We start from the raw sequence: 21,115 nt of genomic DNA on the forward strand, positions 1-21,115 counted from the left end.
AAACGGGAAATGTTCGCACCATTCCCCGTGTAAATATCGGTTAACAGCATTGTATTGGGTAAACTTTCCATCAACAAATTAATTAACCAACAAAACAAATGTATGAAAAAAAGTACAGTGGACAATTGGCTTCCGCCCGGCCGGAGGTTGTATAAACTGTTAATTTTTATGAAGCTTTCTATGCTGCTTGTCACCCTTGCCTGTTTACACGTAAGCGCAAAGGTACATTCTCAATCCACCATAACAGTGAAGCTCTCGCAGGTGCAATTGGATAAAGCCCTCTCCCTGCTGGAGAAAAACAGCCATTACAGGTTTGTTTATAACGATGATAATCTTCCGTTAAACCATAAAATATCTATCGATGCAAAAGATTGGTCTATCGACAAAGTATTGAACGAAATTCTCAATAATACCTCCCTTCACTTCCGGAAAATGTCCGACAAACTGATCGTGATCGCCCCGGCGGCTGTGGTGAGTAAAGACAACCTGGTAAAAGGCCATGTGGTAAATCCCGCAGGCGAAGTATTGCCAGGGGTAAGCGTAAGGCTCAAAAACACTTCCATAGGCACGGTTACGGATGTTAAAGGCGACTTTGAATTAAAGGTACCCGAAAATGCCATCCTGGTACTTACCTATGTGGGCTTTGATCAGCAGGAGGTTTCACTCAACGGCCGGGAAACCCTGACCATCACCCTCGAACCTTCTAAAAATTCTATGGAAGAAGTGATCGTGGTAGGTTATGGTACACAGAAAAAACTAAACGTAACCGGCGCTATCGACCAGATCTCCGGTAAACAGCTGGCTGCACGCCCCATTGCCAATGTGATGCAGGGCTTACAGGGCCTCAGCCCCGGGCTCAATATCAGCTACCCCGGCGGCCGCCCCGGGCAAACACCCACTATCAACATCAGGGGTGTAGCCAGTATCGCCAGCTCCAACGGCATTGTGTCTCCCCTCATCGTGATTGATGGTATTGCTTCAGTAATGGACGACCTGTTACGCATCAATCCCTTAGATATCGCGTCTATCTCCGTTCTACGCGATGCCGCCTCTGCAGCCATTTACGGCGCACGCGCCGCCTACGGCGTTATTCTCATCACCACCAAACAAGGCGCCAGCGGTGGTAAACAAACCGTAAGCTATAGTAACTACTTTGCCATGTCGCGCCCCACTGTGTTGCCGGACGCGATCACCGATCCCTATATTTACTCGCGCGTATTGGAAACATCTACCGACAATACGCCGTGGGACTATGTAAACTATTCCGACGAGTATTATAAATGGGCAAAGGAAAGATCCGAAAACCCTTCCCTTCCCGATACCCGTATTGATCCAAGCGATCCTACCAAATGGGCGTACATGGGCAGCAACAACTGGAATGATTACTTCTTCAGTAAAAGTAACTTCTCGCAGTACCACGCTATCTCCCTTAGCGGAAGTGCGGAAACAGCCAAGAAATTACCCATCAGCTATCTCCTTTCTGCTGACTATACCAAAGAAAACGGTTTGAATAAACTGGCAAAAGACGACTGGGGACGCTACGGATTACGCGGAAAGATCAGCCTTAAACCCATCAAATGGCTACAGATAGATAATAACATGAACATCTACCAGACAAAGGCCGATGCACCAGCCAATAATATCACGGACGTGTATTACCTGCAACCCACCCAGGTAGCAGTAAATCCGGACGGCACCTGGGCCAACACCGCCGCAGGACGACTGGCAGCCAAACTGGTAGACGGAGGACGCAATACGCAAACCCGCTTTGGATTCCAGGACATCATCCGCGGTGTGGCTTCTTTCCTCAACAACGACCTCACCATCACCGGTGACGCCAGCATCAAAAGAGAACTCTGGAAATACCACATCGACCAGAAAAAATATAAGATAGGCTACGGCCCTGACGATATCCGCCAGGAAGGCGGTAACGGCTCCGTTACGGAAAATAACGGAACGATCAGTCACGATGTAATAGACCTCTTCGCCAATTACCACAAAACCCTCGGTAAAGTACACAACATCACTTTACTCGCCGGCTACAACCAGGAGAGCTACGAATGGCAGCTGATCAATGCTTCCAAACAAAACCTGATCTCTTCTTCCCTCCCCTACATCGCGCTCACCAGCGGCGATCCTGCGGTAGGTACGGAATATTACTCGTATGCTATCCGGAGTTTTTTCGGGAGAATTAATTACACTTTTAAAGACCGCTATATCATAGAAGCTAATGGACGGTACGACGGATCTTCCCGCTTCCCTTCCAGTAGCCGCTGGGGCCTGTTCCCTTCCGTATCTGCCGCCTGGATCGCCAGCGAGGAAAGCTTTATAAGGAATACGGTACCGGTTATTTCCACGCTCAAATTCAGGGGATCTTACGGTAGTTTGGGTAACCAGAGCGTAGCCTATTTTGGCTACCTGCAAACCCTGAAAACCAAAAAATCAGAGTACCTGCCAGGTGGCAACGCCGGCCAGACAATTATCGATGGCGCACCTTCCCTGCAGGTAGATCCCGCCAACTATACCTGGGAAAAAGTAACGACCACCAACGTGGGTACCGACATGGGCTTTGTACAAAATAAATTCCAGGCCAGCTTCGACTACTTTATCCGTAACACTACCGGCATGCTGGCACAAGGCCAGGAATTACCAGCCGTATTGGGTACCAACGCTCCCAACCAAAACGTGGCCGATCTGTCTACCCGCGGATGGGAACTGAGCCTCGGTTACCGCAACGACTTTAACGTAGCCTCCAAACCACTCGGCTTCGGCATAAAAGTTATTTTGTCAGATGACAAAACAAAAATCACCCGCTTCAAAAACGATCAGCAACTGTTTGGCTCCAGCTATTGGGAAGGACAAACCTATGGCGAAATATGGGGACTCACCAACGACGGCTATTTCAAAAATAAAGATGAGATCAACAAACTGGATCAATCTGCCATCATCCCCTGGGGCGCCCTGGAAATTGTAGAAGGATGGCCTAAGTACAAAGACCTGGATGGTAACGGCAAAATTGAACGGGGTATTTCTGCCAAAGATCCCAAAGACCTGAAAGTAATCGGTAATACCAGCCCGCATTACCGCTTTGGCGTAAACCTGGATATGAACTGGAATGGCATCGATCTCTCCGTTTTCCTCCAGGGCATCGGGAAAATGGACTACTACCCGCATCACTATTTATTCTGGGGTCCATACCAACAGCCTTACGCCAGTATTTACCCCTGGAACCTCGACTACTACCGCGCTACAGCCGACAACGAAGCTACCCGCGCGCAGCATAGCGAGTCCTACATCAAAGCCGGACTGGCAGATGCCAATACCAATTCTTATTTCCCGGTATTACAATCCTGGCTCGCAGATAACAACGACAAAAAAGGACTGGATATCCCGCAATCCAAATACATGCTGAATGCGGCTTACCTGCGTATCAAAAATGTAACCCTGGGTTACACCCTGCCCGCATCACTGACCAGGCGCTATCATATCAATCGTTTACGCATCTACGTAACCGGTGAAAATATCTTTGAATTCTCTTCCATCAAAAAGTACCTGGATCCGGAATCCATTATTGATGGCTATGGATGGGCATATCCTTATCAACGCAAATATGCAGTAGGATTAAATCTTGATCTGTAAAACCGGAACGCTAAACATTGCAACATGAAAAAATTTACGAGCTATATAATTATCGGGGTGATGGTGATCAGTGCTTCCTGTAAAAAGGACTTCCTCGATCGCTATCCACAGGACGCTATTTCTCCCGAACTGTTCTTTAAAACCGAGGAAGACCTGGCCCTGTATGTGAATGGTTTACTTAACCTGGCCGGTACCACCGAATACCTCGGGGACCAGAACAGCGACAATGCCGCCACTACTGCCGCAGTGGAAATAAAAAATATCATGATCGGCTCTCCCAGCTCTCAAACCATTAACAATGGCTGGGTATGGGACAGGCTCCGTGACGTGAACTACTTCCTCGACAATTACAACACGGCCGCCGTTACCCAGGACATCAAAGATCATTATGCCGGACTGGCCAGGTATTACCGGGCCGAATTTTACTTTGATAAAATTATCCGCTATTCAGATGTTCCCTGGTATGGCAGGGCATTGAATCCCGGCGACCCCGACCTGTTCAAAGGCCGCGATCCCCGTGCAATGGTGGTAGACAGTATGATGGCCGATCTTGTATTTGCCACCACACACATCCGCGCCAGCGTACCCAGTGGCACACCAGGCTTATGGGCCGCTAAAATGCTCTACGCCCGCATTGCGCTGTTTGAAGGCACCTACCGTAAATATCACCCGGAACTGAACCTCACCGGCACCGCAACACGCTTCCTTGACAGTGCGCGCGTGCAGGCACAGGACATTATCAACTCCGGCAACTTCACCATATACAACACCGGTAAACCCGACCAGGATTATGCTGCCCTGTTCTCCAGCCAGGATCTCCTGCTGAACAAGGAAGTGATCCTCGCCGATCCTTATGATATGAATAAAGGCCGCAGCGGCAGTATCAACGGTAACGTATTCGGGGATTACGAACAATCCGTTTCCCGCGACCTGGTGCAAACCTACCTGATGAAAGATGGTAAACGCTTTACCGATATCGCCGGTTATGACAAGCTGCCTTTTGTGGCAGAATTTCAGAACAGGGATCCACGTATGCGCCAAACCCTGGCAGGACCAGGCTTCACCCGTGCCGGCGACGCCAGGCCGTATATCCAGCGTCTTAACAAAAACTTCACCGGCTACCACCAACTGAAAGGATATATTAACAGCACCGACCAGATCATTGCCAACAGCGTGGACTTCCCCGTATACCGCTATGCAGAAGCCCTGCTTACCTTTGCAGAAGCCAAAGCAGAACTGAATACGCTCACGCAAACCGACCTGGATCAATCCGTAAACCTGCTGCGCACCCGCGCCGGAATCCCTGATCTGAACCTCGCCGCCAGCAATGCCGGCCCTGACCCCGTGCAGGCCGCAAAATACCCGGATGTTACCGGCGCCATGAAAGGCGTGCTGCTGGAAATACGCCGCGAAAGAAGGATCGAATTTGCAATGGAAGGCTACCGCTATAATGACCTCATGAGATGGCATGCAGGCAAACTGCTGGAGAAGATCCCCGAAGGCATGTACTTTCCCGGATTAGGTAAATACGACCTTACCGGCGATGGCGTGGAAGATATTATCCTGATAGATAAAAACACCGATATTCCTGCGGAAGATAAAAAAGAAAAGAACTCCCTCGGTATCACACTGGTTTATTATAAAGCCGGCAGCATCGGGGAAAGCGTAACGGTATACCTGAAAAATGGTACCGCAGGCGGCACACTGGTAACGGAAACAAACCTACGTAAGTTTACAGAACCCAAGTATTACTACCGCCCGGTACCCTACACACAGGTAGCACTGAATCCTGCACTGAAACAGATTTTCGACTGGCAATAAATTCTTTTATGAATAGAAGAGATATCCTAAAACACACAGGGCTCATGGCAGCCGGCACCCTACTGGGGCCGGCCGCCGTGAAAGCCGCTGTAAGCGGCAAACGTACCCCGGTGCTAACCGTGGCGCATATAACGGATGTGCATATACGTGAAGACCTCAACGCACCGGCAAGATTTAAAAAATGCCTGGAGGAAATCAAAACAAAAAAAGTGGACTTCTTCCTCAATGGCGGCGACGCTATCTTCGACGCCTCCTACGATACCGTAAAAAGGGAAAGGGTTACACAGCTCTGGCAGATCTGGGATGAATGCATCAGCAGCCTGAAATCATATGATATCTATAGCTGCATCGGTAATCATGACACGTGGTGGAAGGCGCCCACCAAAGACGACAGCATGTATGGAAAAGACTATGTAGTAAAGCGGCTGAACATTCCGCACCGGTATTACAGCTTCACCCGCAAAGGATGGCACTTCATCATCCTGGATGGCAATAATGAAAAGATCGCACTGGATGAAGAACAATACCAGTGGCTGGAACAGGACCTCCAAAAGCTGCCCGCAGGAACGCCCACCCTGCTGATGTCGCACTACCCGATCCTGGGAATCACCCCCATCCTCGTAGGCGGCGGCCACTCGGATCATCAGCGGTTGAAAGCCCTCTTTTTTAAACACCGCGACAAAGTAAAGGTATGCCTCAGCGGGCATAATCATCTTTCCGATAACGCAGTTTACAACGGCGTACGTTATTGCTGCAATGGCGCTATGAGCGGATTCTGGTGGGGCGCAGGCGACAAGGAATCTGCCGGCGAAGGTTATTACCTGGAAACGCCTCCGGGCTACGCCATCCTGAAATTATATGCAGATGGCGAAGTAGAAAACGAATATATTGCACATACCTGATTAATTTTCCATAAAATTATTTTCTGAGCGCCGGCGTCAGTATTCTCTGGATAGTGGGTGTTTTTAATTCTTTTCCTATAAATACCAGTGTGGAAGATGGCGTAGCACTGCCCCACTCTCCTGCGGGTTGTATGTGCAGGTACTTCCCGGTAGATTGTACCAGCATTCTTTCAGGCGTGTCTTTTACCCGGATATATCCTTTGATGCGGTATAGCTGATCCGGGTAAGCATTGAAATGAAAATCCAGCACAAATACCAGCATGTTCAGATCAAAGGCATCCGGCGATTCAAACAACACCGTATTCACTTTATGCGGATGTTTCACCGGTGCAACGGGTACCCCAACGGCGCCGGGTATCTTTTCCGGGAACTGCAATTCCTTCAGCGGAACGGTTCCATCTTCTGAAGTGGTGATGAATGCCAGCGGGTTCATTTGTTCCAGCTGTTGGGAAAGATAGACCAGTTGCGGTACGGCGAGCTGGTTTATTTTATTGATGATAATCACGTCTGCACAGGAAAGTTGTTTACCTGCTTCCGGCACCTGCTGCAATCTTTCAAAAATATTTTCCGCATCTGCCACACAAATAGTGCTCACCAGTTCGTAATGCCGCTGTACATCGGGCATATGGAACATCCCGATGATGTTGCCTACATCTGCAATACCGGTTGTTTCAATAAACACATGGTCCGGGCGTTCTTCTTTTTGCAGGATGCTTCCTAACACCTCCAGCAGATCATTGTCCAGTGAGCAGCAGATACAGCCGCTGGTGAGTTCATACAGCTGGTCAATTTTTTCGGTGATGAGGCCGGCGTCGATATTTACCTTTCCAAATTCATTTTCGATCACAATATTATTATGTTCCCTGAACTGCCGCAACAGGCTGTTCAGCACAGTGGTTTTACCCGCCCCGAGGAACCCGGTCAGAATATAAACCTTTATACGTTCATCCCTGTTCATATCTCTTCTTATAGAAAATTAAAAAATAAATACCCAATACAATCAACGGGATGCTCAGCAGCTGTCCCATATCCAGCAGGCGCCCGGTTTCAAAAGCCACCTGGTTTTCTTTCACAAATTCAATCCCGAAGCGGGCGCTGAATACGGTTGTCAGCAGCCAGCCAAATAGTTTACCCGGCTCCGGGCGCATCCGGTACAGAAACCACAGCCATCCAAAGATGAGGAGATATGCCAATGCTTCATACAGCTGGGCCGGATGACGCGGTATATCATCTACACTTGTAAATACCACTGCCCAGGGCAGTGTGGCCGGTGTACCGATAATTTCGGAATTAAAGAAATTGCCAATCCTGATAAACGCGCCTGCCAGCGGTACCACCAGCGCCAGGTGATCCAGCAGCCACATAAGCGGCACCCGGAAGCGGTAACTGAAAAGTACGGAAGCCAGTACAATACCAATGGCAGCGCCATGACTCGCCAACCCCTGGTAGCCCGTGAAAGTAAACTGACCACCCGAAAAGGTAAACGGCAGGATCATCTCCCAAAGATGTTCCTTGTAATACGCCCAGTCGTAGAACAAACAATGCCCGAGGCGCGCACCGATCAACGTACCGGCTATAATATACACCAGCAGGCGGTTCAGCATCTCGTGCGACTGCCGCTCCCGCCGGAATACATACAGCAATATCATATACGAGACCACAAAAGCCAGCATAAAGCCCAAGCTGTAGTACCGCAGCGCAAAACCACCGATACGGAAAATTTCAGGGGAAACGCCCCAGTGTAAAAAGAGCATCAGGACCAGGTTCGTTATATCCTGCAAACATAATGAAACAAACATAACAAATAAAATAATTTGCAACATCGTTGCATATCAAAATACCTGTCTCTGCAAATCTCAACTTGAAAATTTACCTTTGTCCACATGTCGCTATTTATTACATCATTGAATTCGGGAAGCAACGGAAACTGTTATTACATTGGCAATGACAGTGAAGCCGTGCTGGTAGACGCAGGGATTTCGTGCAGGGAAACCGAAAAAAGGATGACCCGCCTGGGCCTCACTATGAACAAGGTAAAAGCGATATTTATTTCACATGAGCACATTGATCATATCCGGGGTGTAACCGTGCTGGCAAAAAAATACCGCCTGCCGGTGTATATTACTAATATGACAATGGTACACGGCGGTCTCACCCTGGAAGAACAGCTGGTGATGTCGTTTACCCCCTACGAACCGGTACAGATTGGCGCCCTGTCGGTAACTGCCTTCCCAAAACATCACGATGCATCAGAGCCGCATAGTTTTATTGTGTCCGGCAATGCGGTGACCATCGGGATCTTCACAGATATCGGCACACCCTGTGAGCATGTGATCCGTCATTTTCAGCAATGTCATGCGGCTTTCCTGGAAGCGAACTACGACGAAGAGATGCTGGACAAGGGCAGATACCCTTACTACCTGAAAAAGCGTATCCGGGGCGGAAAAGGACACTTATCCAATAAGCAGGCGCTGGAAATATTTACCACCTACCGTCCGCCGTTTATGAGCCACCTCCTGCTGGCCCATCTTTCCCGTGATAATAACAGCCCCGCGCTGGTACAGGAACTTTTTGACCAGCACGCTAACGGCACACAGATCGTAGTGGCTTCCCGTTTTGAGGAAACAGCGGTATACCAGGTTTCGGTCCGCAATGCCTGCGAAGTTCTGCCACAGAATGATTAAACGCTTCTACACTTCAACCCGTCTTTTAATACCTGCTTATAGCTACGCCCTTGTCAGTGCTACTCCATCCGGTACTGGTATGCTTTATGGTGGATACCCGGTACATCTAAACAAAAATATCATGGAAACTATCACACCAACTGCCACTAACGAAGTATTGAACGACCTGATCGCCATCAACAACGATCGTATTGCAGGTTATGAAAAAGCGCTGAAGGAACTGGAAGCAGGTAATAGCGACCTGAAACCGCTCTTTACCGGTATGATTGCTGAAAGTCACCAGCTCAGAAATGCACTCGGTAATGAGGTACAGGCAAACGGCGGAACAATGGATTCCGGCACCACTGCCACCGGTAAAGTTTATCGCGCCTGGATGGATGTAAAAGCCGTTTTTACCGGCCATGACCGTAAAACCATCCTCTCTAACTGCGAAGCCGGAGAAGACGCTGCACAGAGAGCCTATAAAGATGCCATAGAACATGAAACGCTGCCGGCTTACATCAAAGAATTACTGACCCGGCAAAAAGCAGAGCTGAGGCGCTCACATGACCAGATAAAAGCATTACGGGACCAGGCTAAGTAAAACAAAGCGTATATCATTATGAGCTAAAATATTAGCGTTGTTTCCCGCAGAGATTTAACGCTTACGTAATAATAATTTCCGGTAAGCCAGCCAGCCCAATGCGCCTGCCAGCAGGAAAGGCCATAACCGGATAAAGAAAAGGAGAATATTGCGGAAAATTTCAGCGCCGTTACGCAGGGCCACCAGCAGCTCTGTACCAAAGCCGGCGCGGGTTACGCGGTCGGGGTTGATAATCACCTGTTCATCCGTTACCTGCGGCTGGAACAACTGTACCGTGAAAGTGGAATACGCTACATCGTCGAGGATCTGGAGGTTATTCATCTGCCGGTCGATAGCGATATCTGCTTTCTGATCTTTGTACTCCACCACATCAAGCGTAGTGCCTTTCTTTGCAGGGGTCACCTTACTCAGCTGTGCTTCCTGTTTTTCCTGGTGTTCATTCTTTATAGCATTGGCCAGGTATTTCAGGGTCATGTCCTGATCTTTTACCACGCGATGATCAATAAACACGGCGGTGGCAGTGAGGGAATACACCACTGAATCAAGGTGTTCTACCGGTACTTTCAGGGTGAGGTTCGCGGTGGGTGTGTACAGCTGAACATCCTTCACTGAGTCGGCGGAATAAGGCACGCTGAAGTGTTGTACGGATTCGTTCTGCAGATTACTTTCCACTACAATTCCACCGAGGCGTGTTACCAGCTGCTCCATACGGGAGGTAGCCTGAAACACGTTACTGACGCGGCATCGCACGTCGGCGGATTTTACTCTTTTGCGGGAAGCGGAATTAAGTTTTGTGATGTCGTTGGAGAAAGACGTGGAGTCAGCAGTGGCTGCATAGTCTCTCATTTCTTTGTTCATACCACCCTGGCAGGCACACAGAGCCAGCAGGGGTATACCCAGGTAATAGAGTGAAAGGCGCATAACAGGAGAATTTAGCCTTTATACAGATCACGCAGAAAAGGTAACCTTTCAGAAATGTTAAAGTGGTTTTAACGGGTTACATGATAACACAGGCTGCAGCATGCGGCTGCCTCAGAGGTAGCGTTGCAGGTAGATGGGCTTTAGAAAGTAATAATTATTCAGGGGTTTGTTATCGAACAGGTCGCCGTCATCAAAATAAAAACCGTTGGTAAACTCTGTTTTGGAGTTAAGTTGTATTTTACCGGTGCTGTGTTCTACAATAAAATACACGGGGATGATCACATGATACTTACCACTTTTCCCGGTAAATTTATTCCATTTAATATCCAGTTCCTCCAGCCTGAAGAGGCGTGGTTTCAGGTTACCGGCCAGGTTGGTGGAGCAATCCAGCTTGGTGATTACGCCGTGATCGATTTCTGCCTTTATAGAGAAAGCAAGACTGGTGGCGCCGCCCTTCATGGGAACGAGGGCAGAATCCATAAACCGGCTTAGCTGTTGATAAGTATCGTTGAAAGAAGGGGTTTGGGCTATTGAGCTGATACCGGAAAAAAGAATGCCTATGCTGAGGAAAATGATATAGAAACAGTTAAATCTCATAATATCAGTTTTTCATCTGGAATAACGTTCACGCCTATCCTGTTTTACTGTGTAGTTAAGTTACGATTTCTTCCGGCTAAAAAGATCGCAGGCGTAGAAAAAATTCAATATAATTGAAAGGCATGAGGTTGCATATGGCAGGTAAATATTATTTAAGAGCGGTTGTCTTTCTCCCGGCGGAGTTGAAAGGAGAAAGACAATCGCTGTGTTTACACACCTGCCGGCGGCTGGCATACAGGTTAACAGCAAAAGGGGCGTATCAGCCATTGATACACCCCTGTTTTTTATCAGAACCTAACGGCTTTGCCCGTACGAACAGATTCGCGGGCAGCAGCCAGGATACGCACTACTATTACGTTGTTGGCCGGTGCGTACAACCCATCTGCCGGCATGGTTACTTTGCCATTCAGCACGTCAATCAGGTAGTTGAACGGATCTTCATATACCGGTATATCCGTTGCCGTTATACGGCGTGTAATGGCGGGCGACCGTTCGTTGTTACGCTGAATAAGGGTATTCTTATCGGCGGCAATGAGATAGCCTTTGTCGCCATACACTTCCATATCCTTCCGGCTGAAGCTCCAGTTCCACGAAGCCTGGATAGTACATTGCGTATCGCCGTAATCTACCAGGATGGTGGCATCGTCTTCCACTTTGGGATATACCTGTGGTTTAAAGTGACGGGCTACAGCGGTAACTGATACGGGCAAACGATTTTTCATGAGATGCGTCATGAGATTGGCGCCATAACAGCCAAAGTCCACGAGTGCGCCGCCACCATTCAGCACCGGATCGGTGAGCCAGTTGAGGAATTCCGGGCCGCAGCCAATCTCTTTAGGGCCCTGGTGGCCATCATTCACCGTTACCTTTCTTACTTTCCCGGCGTAGCTGCTGTCTTCCAGCAGCTGGAATGTTTTGGCTACGGAAGGATACCAGCTGGTTTCATAATCGGTAAGCAACTGTACTTTGTACCGGCGGGCCAGCGAGTCCATGTACACGGCATCGGCCACCGTAGTAGCCAGTGGCTTTTCCACCATGATATGAATATGCCGGGGCGCGGCGGCCTCCACTACCTCCCGGTGGGCTTTTATGGAGCCAAATGCCAGCACTGCATTGGGTTTCACCGCATCCAGCATTTTACCGAGATCGGTATAAAAGATATTTTCAGGAAGATGATATTGCCTGGCCCTCAATTTAGCTACTGCCATATCAGGCTCGTAGATGCCAACAATCTGAATGTCCCCTTTGTTTGGGCGACCGAGAATAAAAGCCGCATGACCGTGCGATACACCGGCAATGGCTACACGCAGTGGCTGAGCCATGATGCAACTAAATACATGCATCAGCAGGAAAGTAAAAATAACAGAACGCATCCCTAAATCTAGGGAATATGTTCCGCTTTTAACAGCTAAATCGATGAGTGGTATTTAGCCAGCTTTTACCGTGGTGTTGGCAGTAAATGCGGGGAATAATATATTATAAGTTTACAGCTATTTTAATAACTACCTTTTTTACCGGCATAGGCGTGCTTACCTTGATGTTGGGCATGTGCAGATCGGTAGGGAAGAAAATGGCAAACATACCTTTTTCCAACCGGGAGAAAAACATCGGATGTTCTGCAAACAGCTGGTAGTCGGCTGTTTCATCATATGCTTTGGAAGGCGCCTGTTCCCGCAGAAAGTCGTGACCTATCAATTCAGAGCCAGACACCATATACTGGATATCGATGTACTTCTTATGCGCTTCCATCTGCTCAGTGGAAGTATCTACGGTATCATATTCGTTGACGATAGCGAAGATATTACTTCCGTCTATTTCGTACTTCCCTTTTTCCAGCCCGGCCAGGTCTGTTTGTGCCAGGTACTCAAAAGCCTTGATAAATTTAACTCCCAGGCGGTAGTAAAGATGGGCGTTCTGCAGTGTATCCAGTATCATGTTTTGTAAAAAGGTATTAATAAGGCGGCAAGATACTTTTTTTTCTATTTACTTCTTTAACAGGCGGGGCCGGATAACTTTCTCCCAGATAGCGTATCCCTTCTTATTCATATGCAGCATATCATCGAGAAACAGTTCTTCGCGTGACTTACCCGTTTTACCAAGCATCAGCGAAAAGATATCTACATAAACTATATTTTTCTCTTTGGAGATATAGTCTTTGATCAGTGCATTCGACTGCTTCGCTTTCTCAAAGAATTTCGCCCTGGAAGGACTGGGTTTCATAGAGATATAGACCAGCGGTATTTCCGGCAGCTTGCTTCTTATGGTTGTATACAGCACTTTAAATCTTTGCAGCAGGGTATCTGCGGTGGCTTTGTCCTCCACTAAATCATTTTCCCCTACGTAGATTACTATCTGGCGTGGGTGATAGGGGAAGATAATATCGTTGGCAAAATAGGTGATATCGGTTGTAATAGCGCCGCCTACTCCCCTGTTCAGCACTACATAGCTGCTGAAGTTCCGTTCCAGGTCGTCCCATTTCCTGATAGATGAGCTGCCCACAAACAGGATAGGATGCTCCGGAGGTGCATACATCTTATCAAACGCTTTGATGGTGTTAACATCCTTTGCAAAACGCAGCGGTGATTGCTGAGCAAACAGGGAACCGGTTACGTGGAGTAATGCAAAACCTGCCAGGAATAAATATCTTCTCATAACTATCTAATTTTTCAGCGAGCTTTAAGATAAACGAAAAATATTTAATTTAGAACAAACTATTACATGAATACCCATCCTGTCAACTTAACGGGGGACAGGGCCTGGGTGATGCTGCAAAACAAACCCTGCAACGGGTTTGCGGGCAAGAAAATTATGGGAATAAAGCCTTAGAAATACCAAACGGTTTCAGACGCTACGCTTACATTCACCGCTGCGCCTTTTTTCAAACGGGTATCCGTGGTTTTGATGGTAACTACTTCATCTCCGAGCGCCACTTCGGCTTCAAGGAAACTGCCGTAATAGGCAATATCACGCACCTTGCCGGGCACGGCATCTTTTTTTGCACGAACAATTTTGAAATCTTCCGGGCGGATGAAGATACTTTTGCCATTCAGCGTAATGCCTGGTAATCCTTCCAGCACAGCGGCTTTTCCCGGTGCGAGGAGATTATATTTTCCAAATAACCCGGCTACATATTCATTCACCGGCTGATTATAGATCTGTTGAGGAGATCCCTGCTGTACTATTTCCCCGTCTTTCATCACCAGTATTTCATCTGCCCAGGGCAGGATATCCATCGGATCGTGGGAAATCAGCATGACGGTGATACCCAGCTTATCGCCCATATCACTGATCACTTTTTTCAGGATGCTTTTATGGATCATGTCCAGGTTGGAGTAGGGCTCATCCAGCAAAAACAACCTGGGAGAAGAGATGAGCAGTCTTGCCATAGCAATGCGCTGCTTTTCACCTCCCGACAACTGATCCGTTTTTCTTTTGAGCAGCTGTGAAATCCGGCAGATGTCATAGATCTCTGCTGCTGCTTCATCAGTGAGTTTATTGGCATAGGACAGGATTTCTTCTACCCGGTAGTTATTTCTCAGTTCAAAATGCTGGGAAAGATAGGCGGTGCCGGGATGCCCCGGAATCAATACTTCCAGTGCGCCTTTCACACGATTGCCTTCAAACATAACGGCGCCGGCATCTGCCTGGGCCATACCGCCAACAATTTTCATCAGGGTGCTTTTACCGGAGCCGGTTTCGCCTGCGATCACTATTTTCTGAAATGCTTGTTGTGTAAAGCTGACATTCTTTAAAATATACGCGCCGTGCAGTTCCTTGCTGATGTTTGAGACTTCGAGAAAATTCATTCGTGCAAATTAATAAAAATCGCGGATTAAAGCGAGGGGGATCGCCTTCGGCGATTGTGCGGGTTTTGTCTTGGAGCAGGATTAACCTGATTATACTGATTTTATGGATTGATCTTTTGTGATTTTATAAATGATTAGGGGAGATATAAGCGAATAGATCCGCATATATCTCCCCTAATCATTAAAATCAACACACTATCCAATCCATAAAATCAGTATAATCAGGTTAATCCTGAAAAAGACAACATCCGCGCCTTTTAATCGCGCCACGCGTTCCGCAGGAAACGCAGCCAGTTGCCGTGCATCACATTGTCGATATCTTCAGCGCTGTAGCCTCTTTTAGTAAGGAGGGCCGGCAGTTGCTGCATGTCGGCGATCGTTTCCAGGTCGTAAGGGCATTGCTCTTTGCCGAAGGCTCCGTCGAGGTCGGTGCCAATGCCTACGTGCAGCGAGTTACCGGCGATCTGGCAGATATGATCCATATGGTCGATCATTTTTTCCAGGTTGCAGCCCATGCTTTCCGGTGTGGATTTTCCACGAACCCAGCCGGGTACCATCATCCAGGCGTCAAGTGCGCCACCGATAACGGCGCCTTTCTGGATGAGTGTTTTAATCATATCATCGCTGAACTGGCGGTTATGGTTCACCAGGGCGCGGCAGTTATTATGACTGGCCCATACGGCTCCGTTGAACAGGTCCATCGCATCCCAGAAGGCATCATCGCAGAGATGCGTGGCATCGAGGATCATATTGAGTTGTTCCATTTCCCGGATCAGCTGTTTACCTTGTTCATTGAGGCCGCCGGTGGCATCGGTACCGTTGGCATAACGCCCGGGGCCGTAGTGGGCGGGACCTATGGCGCGCAATCCTTTATTGTACGCGCGTTCGAGGTATTTTAAATTTACGATAGAGTCGGCCCCTTCCAGGCTGAGGATGTAGCCAACCGGCTTTTTATCGTTGGGGGTACCATCGTTCCACAGCAGGAGGTGTTGTTCCAGGCTTTGTTTGTCTTTGATCATCACCATTTCACCGGCGTCTTCCATCGCTTTATACCAGGCCAGCTGTCCCTGGGTTTGCGCCCATGCCTGTTCCGGTGAATGCCATCCGGGCAACGGGTTATCCGGGGCTACATAGCGGCCTATCTGGGTGGCTACTACCAGCCCGATATTGCCTTTCCGTAATTCGGGGAATGCCACCACGCCTTTGGCCCGGTCGGGTTTATCATTCATACCGGCTTCTCTCGCACGGATAGCGGTTACCGGTTGTTGGAGATCCCTGTTCCATTCCAGCGCGTTCATGCTGAGATCCAGGTGCGCATCTATTATAAACATAGTTTTATTCTTATTTAGCGTATAATTCTTCCGGACAAGCCGTTTTTCATCTGTTCTTCTATTTCTTCGCGGCTCACAATGGCCCAGTCGCATAAATATCCCAATATTTAATATAGTTCAAACAACGCCTCTATTTCCACGGGGATGTTATCCGGTAAAGAGCCAAAACCCACGGCACTCCTTACTCCCACGCCATTTTCTTCTCCCCATACAGCGGCAAACAATTCGCTGCAGCCATTGATGACATAGGGATGCCGCTCAAAGTCGGATGTACAGTTCACCATACCCAGCACTTTGATCACCCTTTTCACTTTATTTAAACTACCCACATGTGTTTTAATAGTAGAAAGCATGGTTAATCCTACTTGTCTTGCTGCCAGTTTGCCCTGCTCCATGTCCAGCGCATCACCTATCCGTCCTATGATCAGTGATTTATCATGCTGCACAGGACCATGACCGGAGAGATACAGGTATTTGCCATCGATGAGGAAAGGCTTGTAAACACCCAATGGCGACGGGGCCGGTGGCAGTTCCAGTCCCAGGGCCGCTAATTTCTCTTCTGCATGATTGTTTTCCATAGTTGCTGTTTTAATGTGCTTATAAATGCGATTTGGTTATACAATTTTATAGATGCCCGGTGAAAATGTTGCCACCAGCACTGCAAACAACATCACAATCTGCGCATTGCCGGCAAACAATACCCAGGCTTGGCTTCCTTCATTAAAAAAAATGCGACAGCAAGATAGTTAATATGAGCAGAAAAACGGGTAGGAACGCCGTGATAAAACTATTGCCTTTTCCGGGGAGTGGCATGTTGTTCACGAACTACCCGCCGGCAGCCCGGAACTACAGGCATATAAAGCTAAAAATCTTACGATATTATAAAAGCCGTCTTAAAACAGACGGCTTCTCTTAATCTTCCATTACCTGACACTGGAATCCATTTTCATTTACCAGCATCATTATTTTTCCCGGATGAAAATTTTCGCCTTCCACCCTTAGTACTTTGTCACAATCCTCAAGATCGAAATTGATTTTACTATCCGGAAAATTACGGAGTAACAGCGCTACTATTTCCTTCGCGGCTGCTACCCGTTTTACATTCGTTATGAATACTTCTACCATTGTAATAATTTTGATTACATGTATTTCATCGGCTCGTATTTCAACAGCCGCCTCCACAAGGCAATTTGCCCGATACAATTGGCCTCCCGGTAAATATTAAAAGTCAGCAGATCCCAGAGCGACATTTTCATGCCGGGGAATTCCAATATATGATCCAGTTGTTCATCTGTTACATTTATCAATGCTGTTCTTAACAACGGGGAAATTTCCTGCCAGTCTTTTTTAAAAATTCCGAGAGATGGATACTGCTGTGAGTCTTTTATTCCCTGGAAATCTTTGAAAAGATCATTTGCTGAAGATGTGGCTTCCACTTTCAGCAAACCGGCCAGCTCAAACCGTTGCTGTACCAGGCTGCCGGTGAGCCAGGCGATGTGATTGGCAGGAGTATCCAATCTTTTATGCGCATCTTCATCCGTAATTCCATCCAGTACCTTTGGAAAAAAACCGGTGTGGAGATCAAACAGTGGAAGGATGCCCTGCATCCGTGTGCTTACAGTTTCCATATAATAATATTTTTTTGGTTCTCAAACTAACGGTAAGATACCCTATAATTTTTGTCCGGATGGATGCTGATAGAGTCAATATTAGGGGGTATTTGCGACAAATTCATTATGTTTGAGCAGACAACTAAAAACTGAAAGCCATATGCTACAAATTGGGATCCTGCTTATCCGCCACTACAAGCTTTTAAGCCTGGCTGCCATAACAGATGTGCTGGACACCGTCAATAAGATTTACTATAAGAACAGCCAGCCAACACCCTTCAGGATAACATTGGTACATACTTCTGAAACGGAACGCCTGGCAGCAGCTTTTCCGGATTATGCGGCGCAACATACAGATGCGGCGGGCACTTTTAACCTGGTGCTGGTACCCTCTTTTACTACAGATGATATCCGCCAGTCGATTGCAGAAAACCGGGCTTATCTTCCCTGGCTGCAACAGCAATATAAAAGCGGCGCTGAAATCGCCAGCTTCTGTACAGGCGCTTTTTTACTGGGCGCTTCCGGTTTGCTGGATGGTAAAATAGCCACCACCCATGTAGATGCCTGCAGGGAATTTTCCGTTTCTTTCCCGGCAGTGAACCTGTTATCGGATAAAACGGTTACCCACGATTCCGGCATTTATACGAGTGGTGGCGCCACTTCTACCTTCCACCTGCTGCTTCATCTGCTGGAAGTTCATTGCGGCATTGAAATAGCGATAAGGACCGCTAAAATTTTTGCAGTGGATATGGGCCGCGACAAACAATCCTATTTCAGCACGTTCCAGCCTGCCCGTAATCATCACGACGATCTCGTGGCTTCCGCGCAACAGCGTATTGAAACCAGCTACCAGGACATAGGTACCATCGAAGAAATGATCAGGGACATCCCTTCCAGCAGGAGAAATATTGTGAGAAGATTTAAACAGGTAACCGGCGTAACCCCTATTGAATACCTGCAATTCACCCGGATTGAGGCCGCCAAAAAGCTACTCGAACAAACCGGGCAGCAAATGGCAGAAGTGATCTACAACTCCGGCTATAACGATCCCAAAGCATTCAGAAAGGTATTCCGCAAAACGGTGGGAATGACCCCTTCTGAATACCGGGAAAAGTTTAACGCCGCCAGATCATAAATTCTGATCCCTGTCCCAGAAGGCAGGAGGCTCTATACCAAGCGCGCGGAGATATACATACCCCTGTCCGCGGTGGTGAATTTCATTGTCGAAAATGTAGAACAGGATGCTAACCGATTTACCTTCATACTGTCCAAATGCGGTGATTTCCTTTTGAAATGCTTCCACGGGGATTTTAGGCCACCATTCGTTGAGTTTTTCTGTGATAACATCCCAGAGCTGCAACAGTTCCGCTTTGGTGGAAGGGGTAACTACCGCGCCGGTATCTTTCAGCAATACATCAATTCCCAGCCATTCGTCGGTGATAACGCCATATACGGAAGGGAAAGCCATTCCGCAGAATTCCATCACCAAAGCAGAAAATGGTCGCATACCGCCCACGCTGAAGGTGAACAGCTGATCTTCCGGAAATGCTTCAATCATCCGGCGTGTCAATGCGCGGTGGCCCTGCCAGTGTTTCAGTAACTGACCAGGCGTGATAACAGTGGTAGTAGTTGCGGCAGATAAGGTGTTGTTTTCCATAAAGTCTGTATTTTTTTTGTTTTACAATACAAAGAAAACAAGGGGTTGTGACAACCCTATGTCAGTAGACTCAAAAAAAAGTTGATGTTGCTTCAAAAAAGTAATTTCTTCTGCAAACATCGCCTTTTCCCTGCAGCCAAAATACAGCCTGGGTTAAATCACCAGCCAAAATACGATTTGGCGTTGCCGTAACAGATGTCCTGTATCATTTTTCCTACTGCCTCTATGTCGTCCGGGATTTCGCCGCGCTCTATCTCTTCACCGAAGAGGTCGCAGAGCAGGCGGCGGAAGTATTCATGGCGCGGGTATGAAAGGAAGCTGCGTGAATCCGTGAGCATGCCCACAAACCGGGATATCAGCCTCATGTTGGAGAGCGCATTCATTTGCCGGGTCATACCGTCTTTCTGATCCAGGAACCACCAGGCAGCGCCAAACTGTACTTTACCGGCCACGGAACCATCGTTGAAGTTGCCTGTCATGGTAGCCATGAGTTCATTATCGGCGGGATTCAGGTTATAGATGATTGTTTTTGCCAGTTTATCCTGGCTATCCAGTTTATCAAGAAACCTGGCAAGCGCGCGGGCCTGGGGAAAATCACCGATAGAGTCCCAGCCGGTATCCGGTCCGAGTTGCCGCAGCATGCGGGAATTATTATTCCGCAATGCGCCAAGATGGTACTGCTGCACCCACCCTGCTTTCCAGTCCATGAGCGCCAGTTCCAGCAGCAGCGCCGATTTAAACTGCCGGGTTTCGGCGTACGTAAGCGTCTGACCGCCGCGTATCTTTAAAAAGATCTGCCGGATATCTTTCTCCAGAAAATCATCCGCATATATTTCTTCAATACCATGATCCGATACTTTACAACCGTGGGACGCAAATAGATCATGCCTGCTTTTCAGGGTTTGCAGCAGATCATCATAGGTATTGATGTTGCAGTTGGCGGCCTGTTCCAGTTTTTCCAGGTACCTGTTATATACTTCCGGCACGTCCACATTCATGGCCTGGTCGGGGCGGAAGGCAGGTACTACCCGTATTTCAAAGCCATCCTGCTTCAGCTGCCGGTGATATTGCAGGTTATCGGCCGGATCATCGGTAGTACAGATGAGCGATACATTCCTGCTGCGCAGCAGGTTTTGTACACTGTATTCCGGTGTTTGCAGCAGCTGGTTGCAGCTATCATAAATTTGCTTTGCAGACGCAGGATTCAGTATATCGCTGATGCCAAAATAGCGTTGCAGTTCCAGGTGTGTCCAGTGGTGTAAAGGGTTGCGCAGTGTATACGGCACGGTGGCGGCCCATTTTTCAAACTTCTCCCAATCCGTATTATTACCGGTACAGTAACTTTCCGGTACCCCATTGGTGCGCATGGCGCGCCATTTATAATGATCTCCGTATAGCCATGCCTGTGTGATATTCTCAAACCTTGTATCCGCGGCTATCTGCGCCGGTGGCAGGTGACAATGATAATCGATGATGGGCATATCCTTTGCATAGTCGTGGTAGAGCCTTTCTGCCGCATCACTATTCAGGAGGAAATTTTCATCCATGAATTTTTTTCTCATCC

Annotated in this window: 20 protein-coding genes; 6 read left to right on the top strand and 14 right to left on the bottom strand. The window is 48.0% G+C overall.

What is annotated here, in order from left to right; translation table 11 throughout:
• Positions 1-168: 168 nt before the first annotated feature.
• The 3 genes from ACMXI2_RS16880 to ACMXI2_RS16890 are packed head-to-tail and all read left to right on the top strand — an operon-like array spanning position 169 to position 6,362.
• Positions 169-3,639, top strand: coding sequence for a SusC/RagA family TonB-linked outer membrane protein (locus ACMXI2_RS16880; RefSeq protein ID WP_483777263.1), 3,471 nt, complete (start codon positions 169-171; stop codon positions 3,637-3,639).
• 24 nt (positions 3,640-3,663) lie between these two features.
• Positions 3,664-5,460, top strand: coding sequence for a RagB/SusD family nutrient uptake outer membrane protein (locus ACMXI2_RS16885; protein ID WP_483777264.1), 1,797 nt, complete (start codon positions 3,664-3,666; stop codon positions 5,458-5,460).
• Positions 5,461-5,468: 8 nt separating this feature from the next.
• Positions 5,469-6,362, top strand: a complete 894-nt coding sequence (locus ACMXI2_RS16890; RefSeq protein ID WP_483777265.1) for a metallophosphoesterase family protein — start codon at positions 5,469-5,471, stop codon at positions 6,360-6,362.
• A 16-nt stretch (positions 6,363-6,378) separates the two neighbouring features.
• Here the strand turns inward: ACMXI2_RS16890 and ACMXI2_RS16895 are convergent, their stop codons facing one another.
• Both ACMXI2_RS16895 and lgt read right to left on the bottom strand, forming a co-directional pair.
• On the bottom strand, positions 6,379-7,320 hold the full coding sequence (locus ACMXI2_RS16895; RefSeq protein ID WP_483777266.1) for a CobW family GTP-binding protein: 942 nt from the start codon (positions 7,318-7,320) through the stop codon (positions 6,379-6,381).
• A complete protein-coding gene (lgt, locus tag ACMXI2_RS16900; RefSeq protein WP_483777267.1) occupies positions 7,307-8,161 on the bottom strand; it encodes a prolipoprotein diacylglyceryl transferase in 855 nt (284 codons plus the stop codon). Before lgt ends, ACMXI2_RS16895 begins: the two co-directional genes overlap by 14 nt.
• A gap of 84 nt (positions 8,162-8,245) precedes the next feature.
• Between lgt and ACMXI2_RS16905 the strand changes: the two genes are divergently transcribed.
• Entirely contained in the window at positions 8,246-9,046 is an 801-nt protein-coding gene (locus ACMXI2_RS16905; RefSeq protein ID WP_483777268.1) for an MBL fold metallo-hydrolase, read from the top strand.
• 121 nt (positions 9,047-9,167) lie between these two features.
• Positions 9,168-9,629 carry a ferritin-like domain-containing protein gene (locus ACMXI2_RS16910; protein ID WP_483777269.1) on the top strand — a complete coding sequence of 154 codons (462 nt, stop codon included), beginning with the start codon at positions 9,168-9,170 and terminating at the stop codon, positions 9,627-9,629.
• 54 nt (positions 9,630-9,683) lie between these two features.
• Here ACMXI2_RS16910 and ACMXI2_RS16915 read toward each other — a convergent pair whose 3' ends face one another.
• The 10 genes from ACMXI2_RS16915 to ACMXI2_RS16960 all read right to left on the bottom strand — a co-directional run bounded on the left by ACMXI2_RS16915 (position 9,684) and on the right by ACMXI2_RS16960 (position 17,912).
• Entirely contained in the window at positions 9,684-10,550 is an 867-nt protein-coding gene (locus ACMXI2_RS16915) for a DUF4349 domain-containing protein (RefSeq protein ID WP_483777270.1), read from the bottom strand.
• A gap of 111 nt (positions 10,551-10,661) precedes the next feature.
• Positions 10,662-11,147, bottom strand: a complete 486-nt coding sequence (locus ACMXI2_RS16920; protein ID WP_079472719.1) for a hypothetical protein — start codon at positions 11,145-11,147, stop codon at positions 10,662-10,664.
• 287 nt (positions 11,148-11,434) lie between these two features.
• Positions 11,435-12,520: a Gfo/Idh/MocA family protein gene (locus ACMXI2_RS16925; RefSeq protein WP_483777271.1), complete on the bottom strand. Its 1,086-nt coding sequence runs from the start codon at positions 12,518-12,520 to the stop codon at positions 11,435-11,437.
• A 103-nt stretch (positions 12,521-12,623) separates the two neighbouring features.
• A complete protein-coding gene (locus ACMXI2_RS16930) occupies positions 12,624-13,082 on the bottom strand; it encodes a NanQ anomerase/TabA/YiaL family protein (RefSeq protein WP_483777272.1) in 459 nt (152 codons plus the stop codon).
• Positions 13,083-13,130: 48 nt separating this feature from the next.
• Complete coding sequence (locus ACMXI2_RS16935) at positions 13,131-13,799, bottom strand: GDSL-type esterase/lipase family protein (protein WP_483777273.1); 669 nt, start codon at positions 13,797-13,799, stop codon at positions 13,131-13,133.
• 170 nt (positions 13,800-13,969) lie between these two features.
• Positions 13,970-14,953 carry an ABC transporter ATP-binding protein gene (locus ACMXI2_RS16940; RefSeq protein ID WP_483777274.1) on the bottom strand — a complete coding sequence of 328 codons (984 nt, stop codon included), beginning with the start codon at positions 14,951-14,953 and terminating at the stop codon, positions 13,970-13,972.
• Between the two features lie 257 nt (positions 14,954-15,210).
• Entirely contained in the window at positions 15,211-16,284 is a 1,074-nt protein-coding gene (locus tag ACMXI2_RS16945; RefSeq protein WP_483777275.1) for a dipeptidase, read from the bottom strand.
• A gap of 107 nt (positions 16,285-16,391) precedes the next feature.
• Complete coding sequence (locus ACMXI2_RS16950) at positions 16,392-16,862, bottom strand: RidA family protein (protein ID WP_483777276.1); 471 nt, start codon at positions 16,860-16,862, stop codon at positions 16,392-16,394.
• A 334-nt stretch (positions 16,863-17,196) separates the two neighbouring features.
• On the bottom strand, positions 17,197-17,409 hold the full coding sequence (locus tag ACMXI2_RS16955; RefSeq protein WP_079472701.1) for a hypothetical protein: 213 nt from the start codon (positions 17,407-17,409) through the stop codon (positions 17,197-17,199).
• 14 nt (positions 17,410-17,423) lie between these two features.
• Positions 17,424-17,912: a DinB family protein gene (locus ACMXI2_RS16960; protein ID WP_483777277.1), complete on the bottom strand. Its 489-nt coding sequence runs from the start codon at positions 17,910-17,912 to the stop codon at positions 17,424-17,426.
• Between the two features lie 142 nt (positions 17,913-18,054).
• Here ACMXI2_RS16960 and ACMXI2_RS16965 point away from each other — a divergent pair, with 142 nt between their 5' ends.
• Positions 18,055-19,029 carry a GlxA family transcriptional regulator gene (locus ACMXI2_RS16965; protein WP_483777278.1) on the top strand — a complete coding sequence of 325 codons (975 nt, stop codon included), beginning with the start codon at positions 18,055-18,057 and terminating at the stop codon, positions 19,027-19,029.
• On the opposite strand, the gene ACMXI2_RS16970 is transcribed toward ACMXI2_RS16965, so the two are convergent.
• Both ACMXI2_RS16970 and uxaC read right to left on the bottom strand, forming a co-directional pair.
• The gene (locus ACMXI2_RS16970; protein WP_483777279.1) at positions 19,024-19,551 is read right to left on the bottom strand and encodes a DinB family protein; all 528 of its coding nucleotides are present in this window, start codon (positions 19,549-19,551) and stop codon (positions 19,024-19,026) included. The two genes, ACMXI2_RS16965 and ACMXI2_RS16970, sit on opposite strands and share 6 nt — an antisense overlap.
• A 158-nt stretch (positions 19,552-19,709) precedes the next feature.
• Positions 19,710-21,113, bottom strand: coding sequence for a glucuronate isomerase (gene uxaC / locus ACMXI2_RS16975; protein WP_483777280.1), 1,404 nt, complete (start codon positions 21,111-21,113; stop codon positions 19,710-19,712).
• Positions 21,114-21,115: the final 2 nt, after the last annotated feature.

The sequence above is a fragment of the Chitinophaga sp. G7 BAM 1005 genome (assembly GCF_057126945.1).

Excerpts from the sequence above, each read along its gene's own strand:
- ACMXI2_RS16895 (WP_483777266.1), bottom strand. The coding sequence starts at position 7,320 with ATGAACAGGGATGAACGTATAAAGGTTTATATTCTGACCGGGTTCCTC.
- ACMXI2_RS16960 (WP_483777277.1), bottom strand. The coding sequence starts at position 17,912 with ATGGAAACTGTAAGCACACGGATGCAGGGCATCCTTCCACTGTTTGAT.
- ACMXI2_RS16945 (WP_483777275.1), bottom strand. The coding sequence starts at position 16,284 with ATGTTTATAATAGATGCGCACCTGGATCTCAGCATGAACGCGCTGGAA.
- ACMXI2_RS16910 (WP_483777269.1), top strand. The coding sequence starts at position 9,168 with ATGGAAACTATCACACCAACTGCCACTAACGAAGTATTGAACGACCTG.
- ACMXI2_RS16905 (WP_483777268.1), top strand. The coding sequence starts at position 8,246 with ATGTCGCTATTTATTACATCATTGAATTCGGGAAGCAACGGAAACTGT.
- uxaC (WP_483777280.1), bottom strand. The coding sequence starts at position 21,113 with ATGAGAAAAAAATTCATGGATGAAAATTTCCTCCTGAATAGTGATGCG.
- ACMXI2_RS16970 (WP_483777279.1), bottom strand. The coding sequence starts at position 19,551 with ATGGAAAACAACACCTTATCTGCCGCAACTACTACCACTGTTATCACG.
- ACMXI2_RS16885 (WP_483777264.1), top strand. The coding sequence starts at position 3,664 with ATGAAAAAATTTACGAGCTATATAATTATCGGGGTGATGGTGATCAGT.
- ACMXI2_RS16955 (WP_079472701.1), bottom strand. The coding sequence starts at position 17,409 with ATGGTAGAAGTATTCATAACGAATGTAAAACGGGTAGCAGCCGCGAAG.
- ACMXI2_RS16925 (WP_483777271.1), bottom strand. The coding sequence starts at position 12,520 with ATGCGTTCTGTTATTTTTACTTTCCTGCTGATGCATGTATTTAGTTGC.
- ACMXI2_RS16890 (WP_483777265.1), top strand. The coding sequence starts at position 5,469 with ATGAATAGAAGAGATATCCTAAAACACACAGGGCTCATGGCAGCCGGC.
- ACMXI2_RS16920 (WP_079472719.1), bottom strand. The coding sequence starts at position 11,147 with ATGAGATTTAACTGTTTCTATATCATTTTCCTCAGCATAGGCATTCTT.
- ACMXI2_RS16935 (WP_483777273.1), bottom strand. The coding sequence starts at position 13,799 with ATGAGAAGATATTTATTCCTGGCAGGTTTTGCATTACTCCACGTAACC.
- ACMXI2_RS16930 (WP_483777272.1), bottom strand. The coding sequence starts at position 13,082 with ATGATACTGGATACACTGCAGAACGCCCATCTTTACTACCGCCTGGGA.
- ACMXI2_RS16940 (WP_483777274.1), bottom strand. The coding sequence starts at position 14,953 with ATGAATTTTCTCGAAGTCTCAAACATCAGCAAGGAACTGCACGGCGCG.
- ACMXI2_RS16880 (WP_483777263.1), top strand. The coding sequence starts at position 169 with ATGAAGCTTTCTATGCTGCTTGTCACCCTTGCCTGTTTACACGTAAGC.
- ACMXI2_RS16965 (WP_483777278.1), top strand. The coding sequence starts at position 18,055 with ATGCTACAAATTGGGATCCTGCTTATCCGCCACTACAAGCTTTTAAGC.
- ACMXI2_RS16950 (WP_483777276.1), bottom strand. The coding sequence starts at position 16,862 with ATGGAAAACAATCATGCAGAAGAGAAATTAGCGGCCCTGGGACTGGAA.
- ACMXI2_RS16915 (WP_483777270.1), bottom strand. The coding sequence starts at position 10,550 with ATGCGCCTTTCACTCTATTACCTGGGTATACCCCTGCTGGCTCTGTGT.
- lgt (WP_483777267.1), bottom strand. The coding sequence starts at position 8,161 with ATGTTTGTTTCATTATGTTTGCAGGATATAACGAACCTGGTCCTGATG.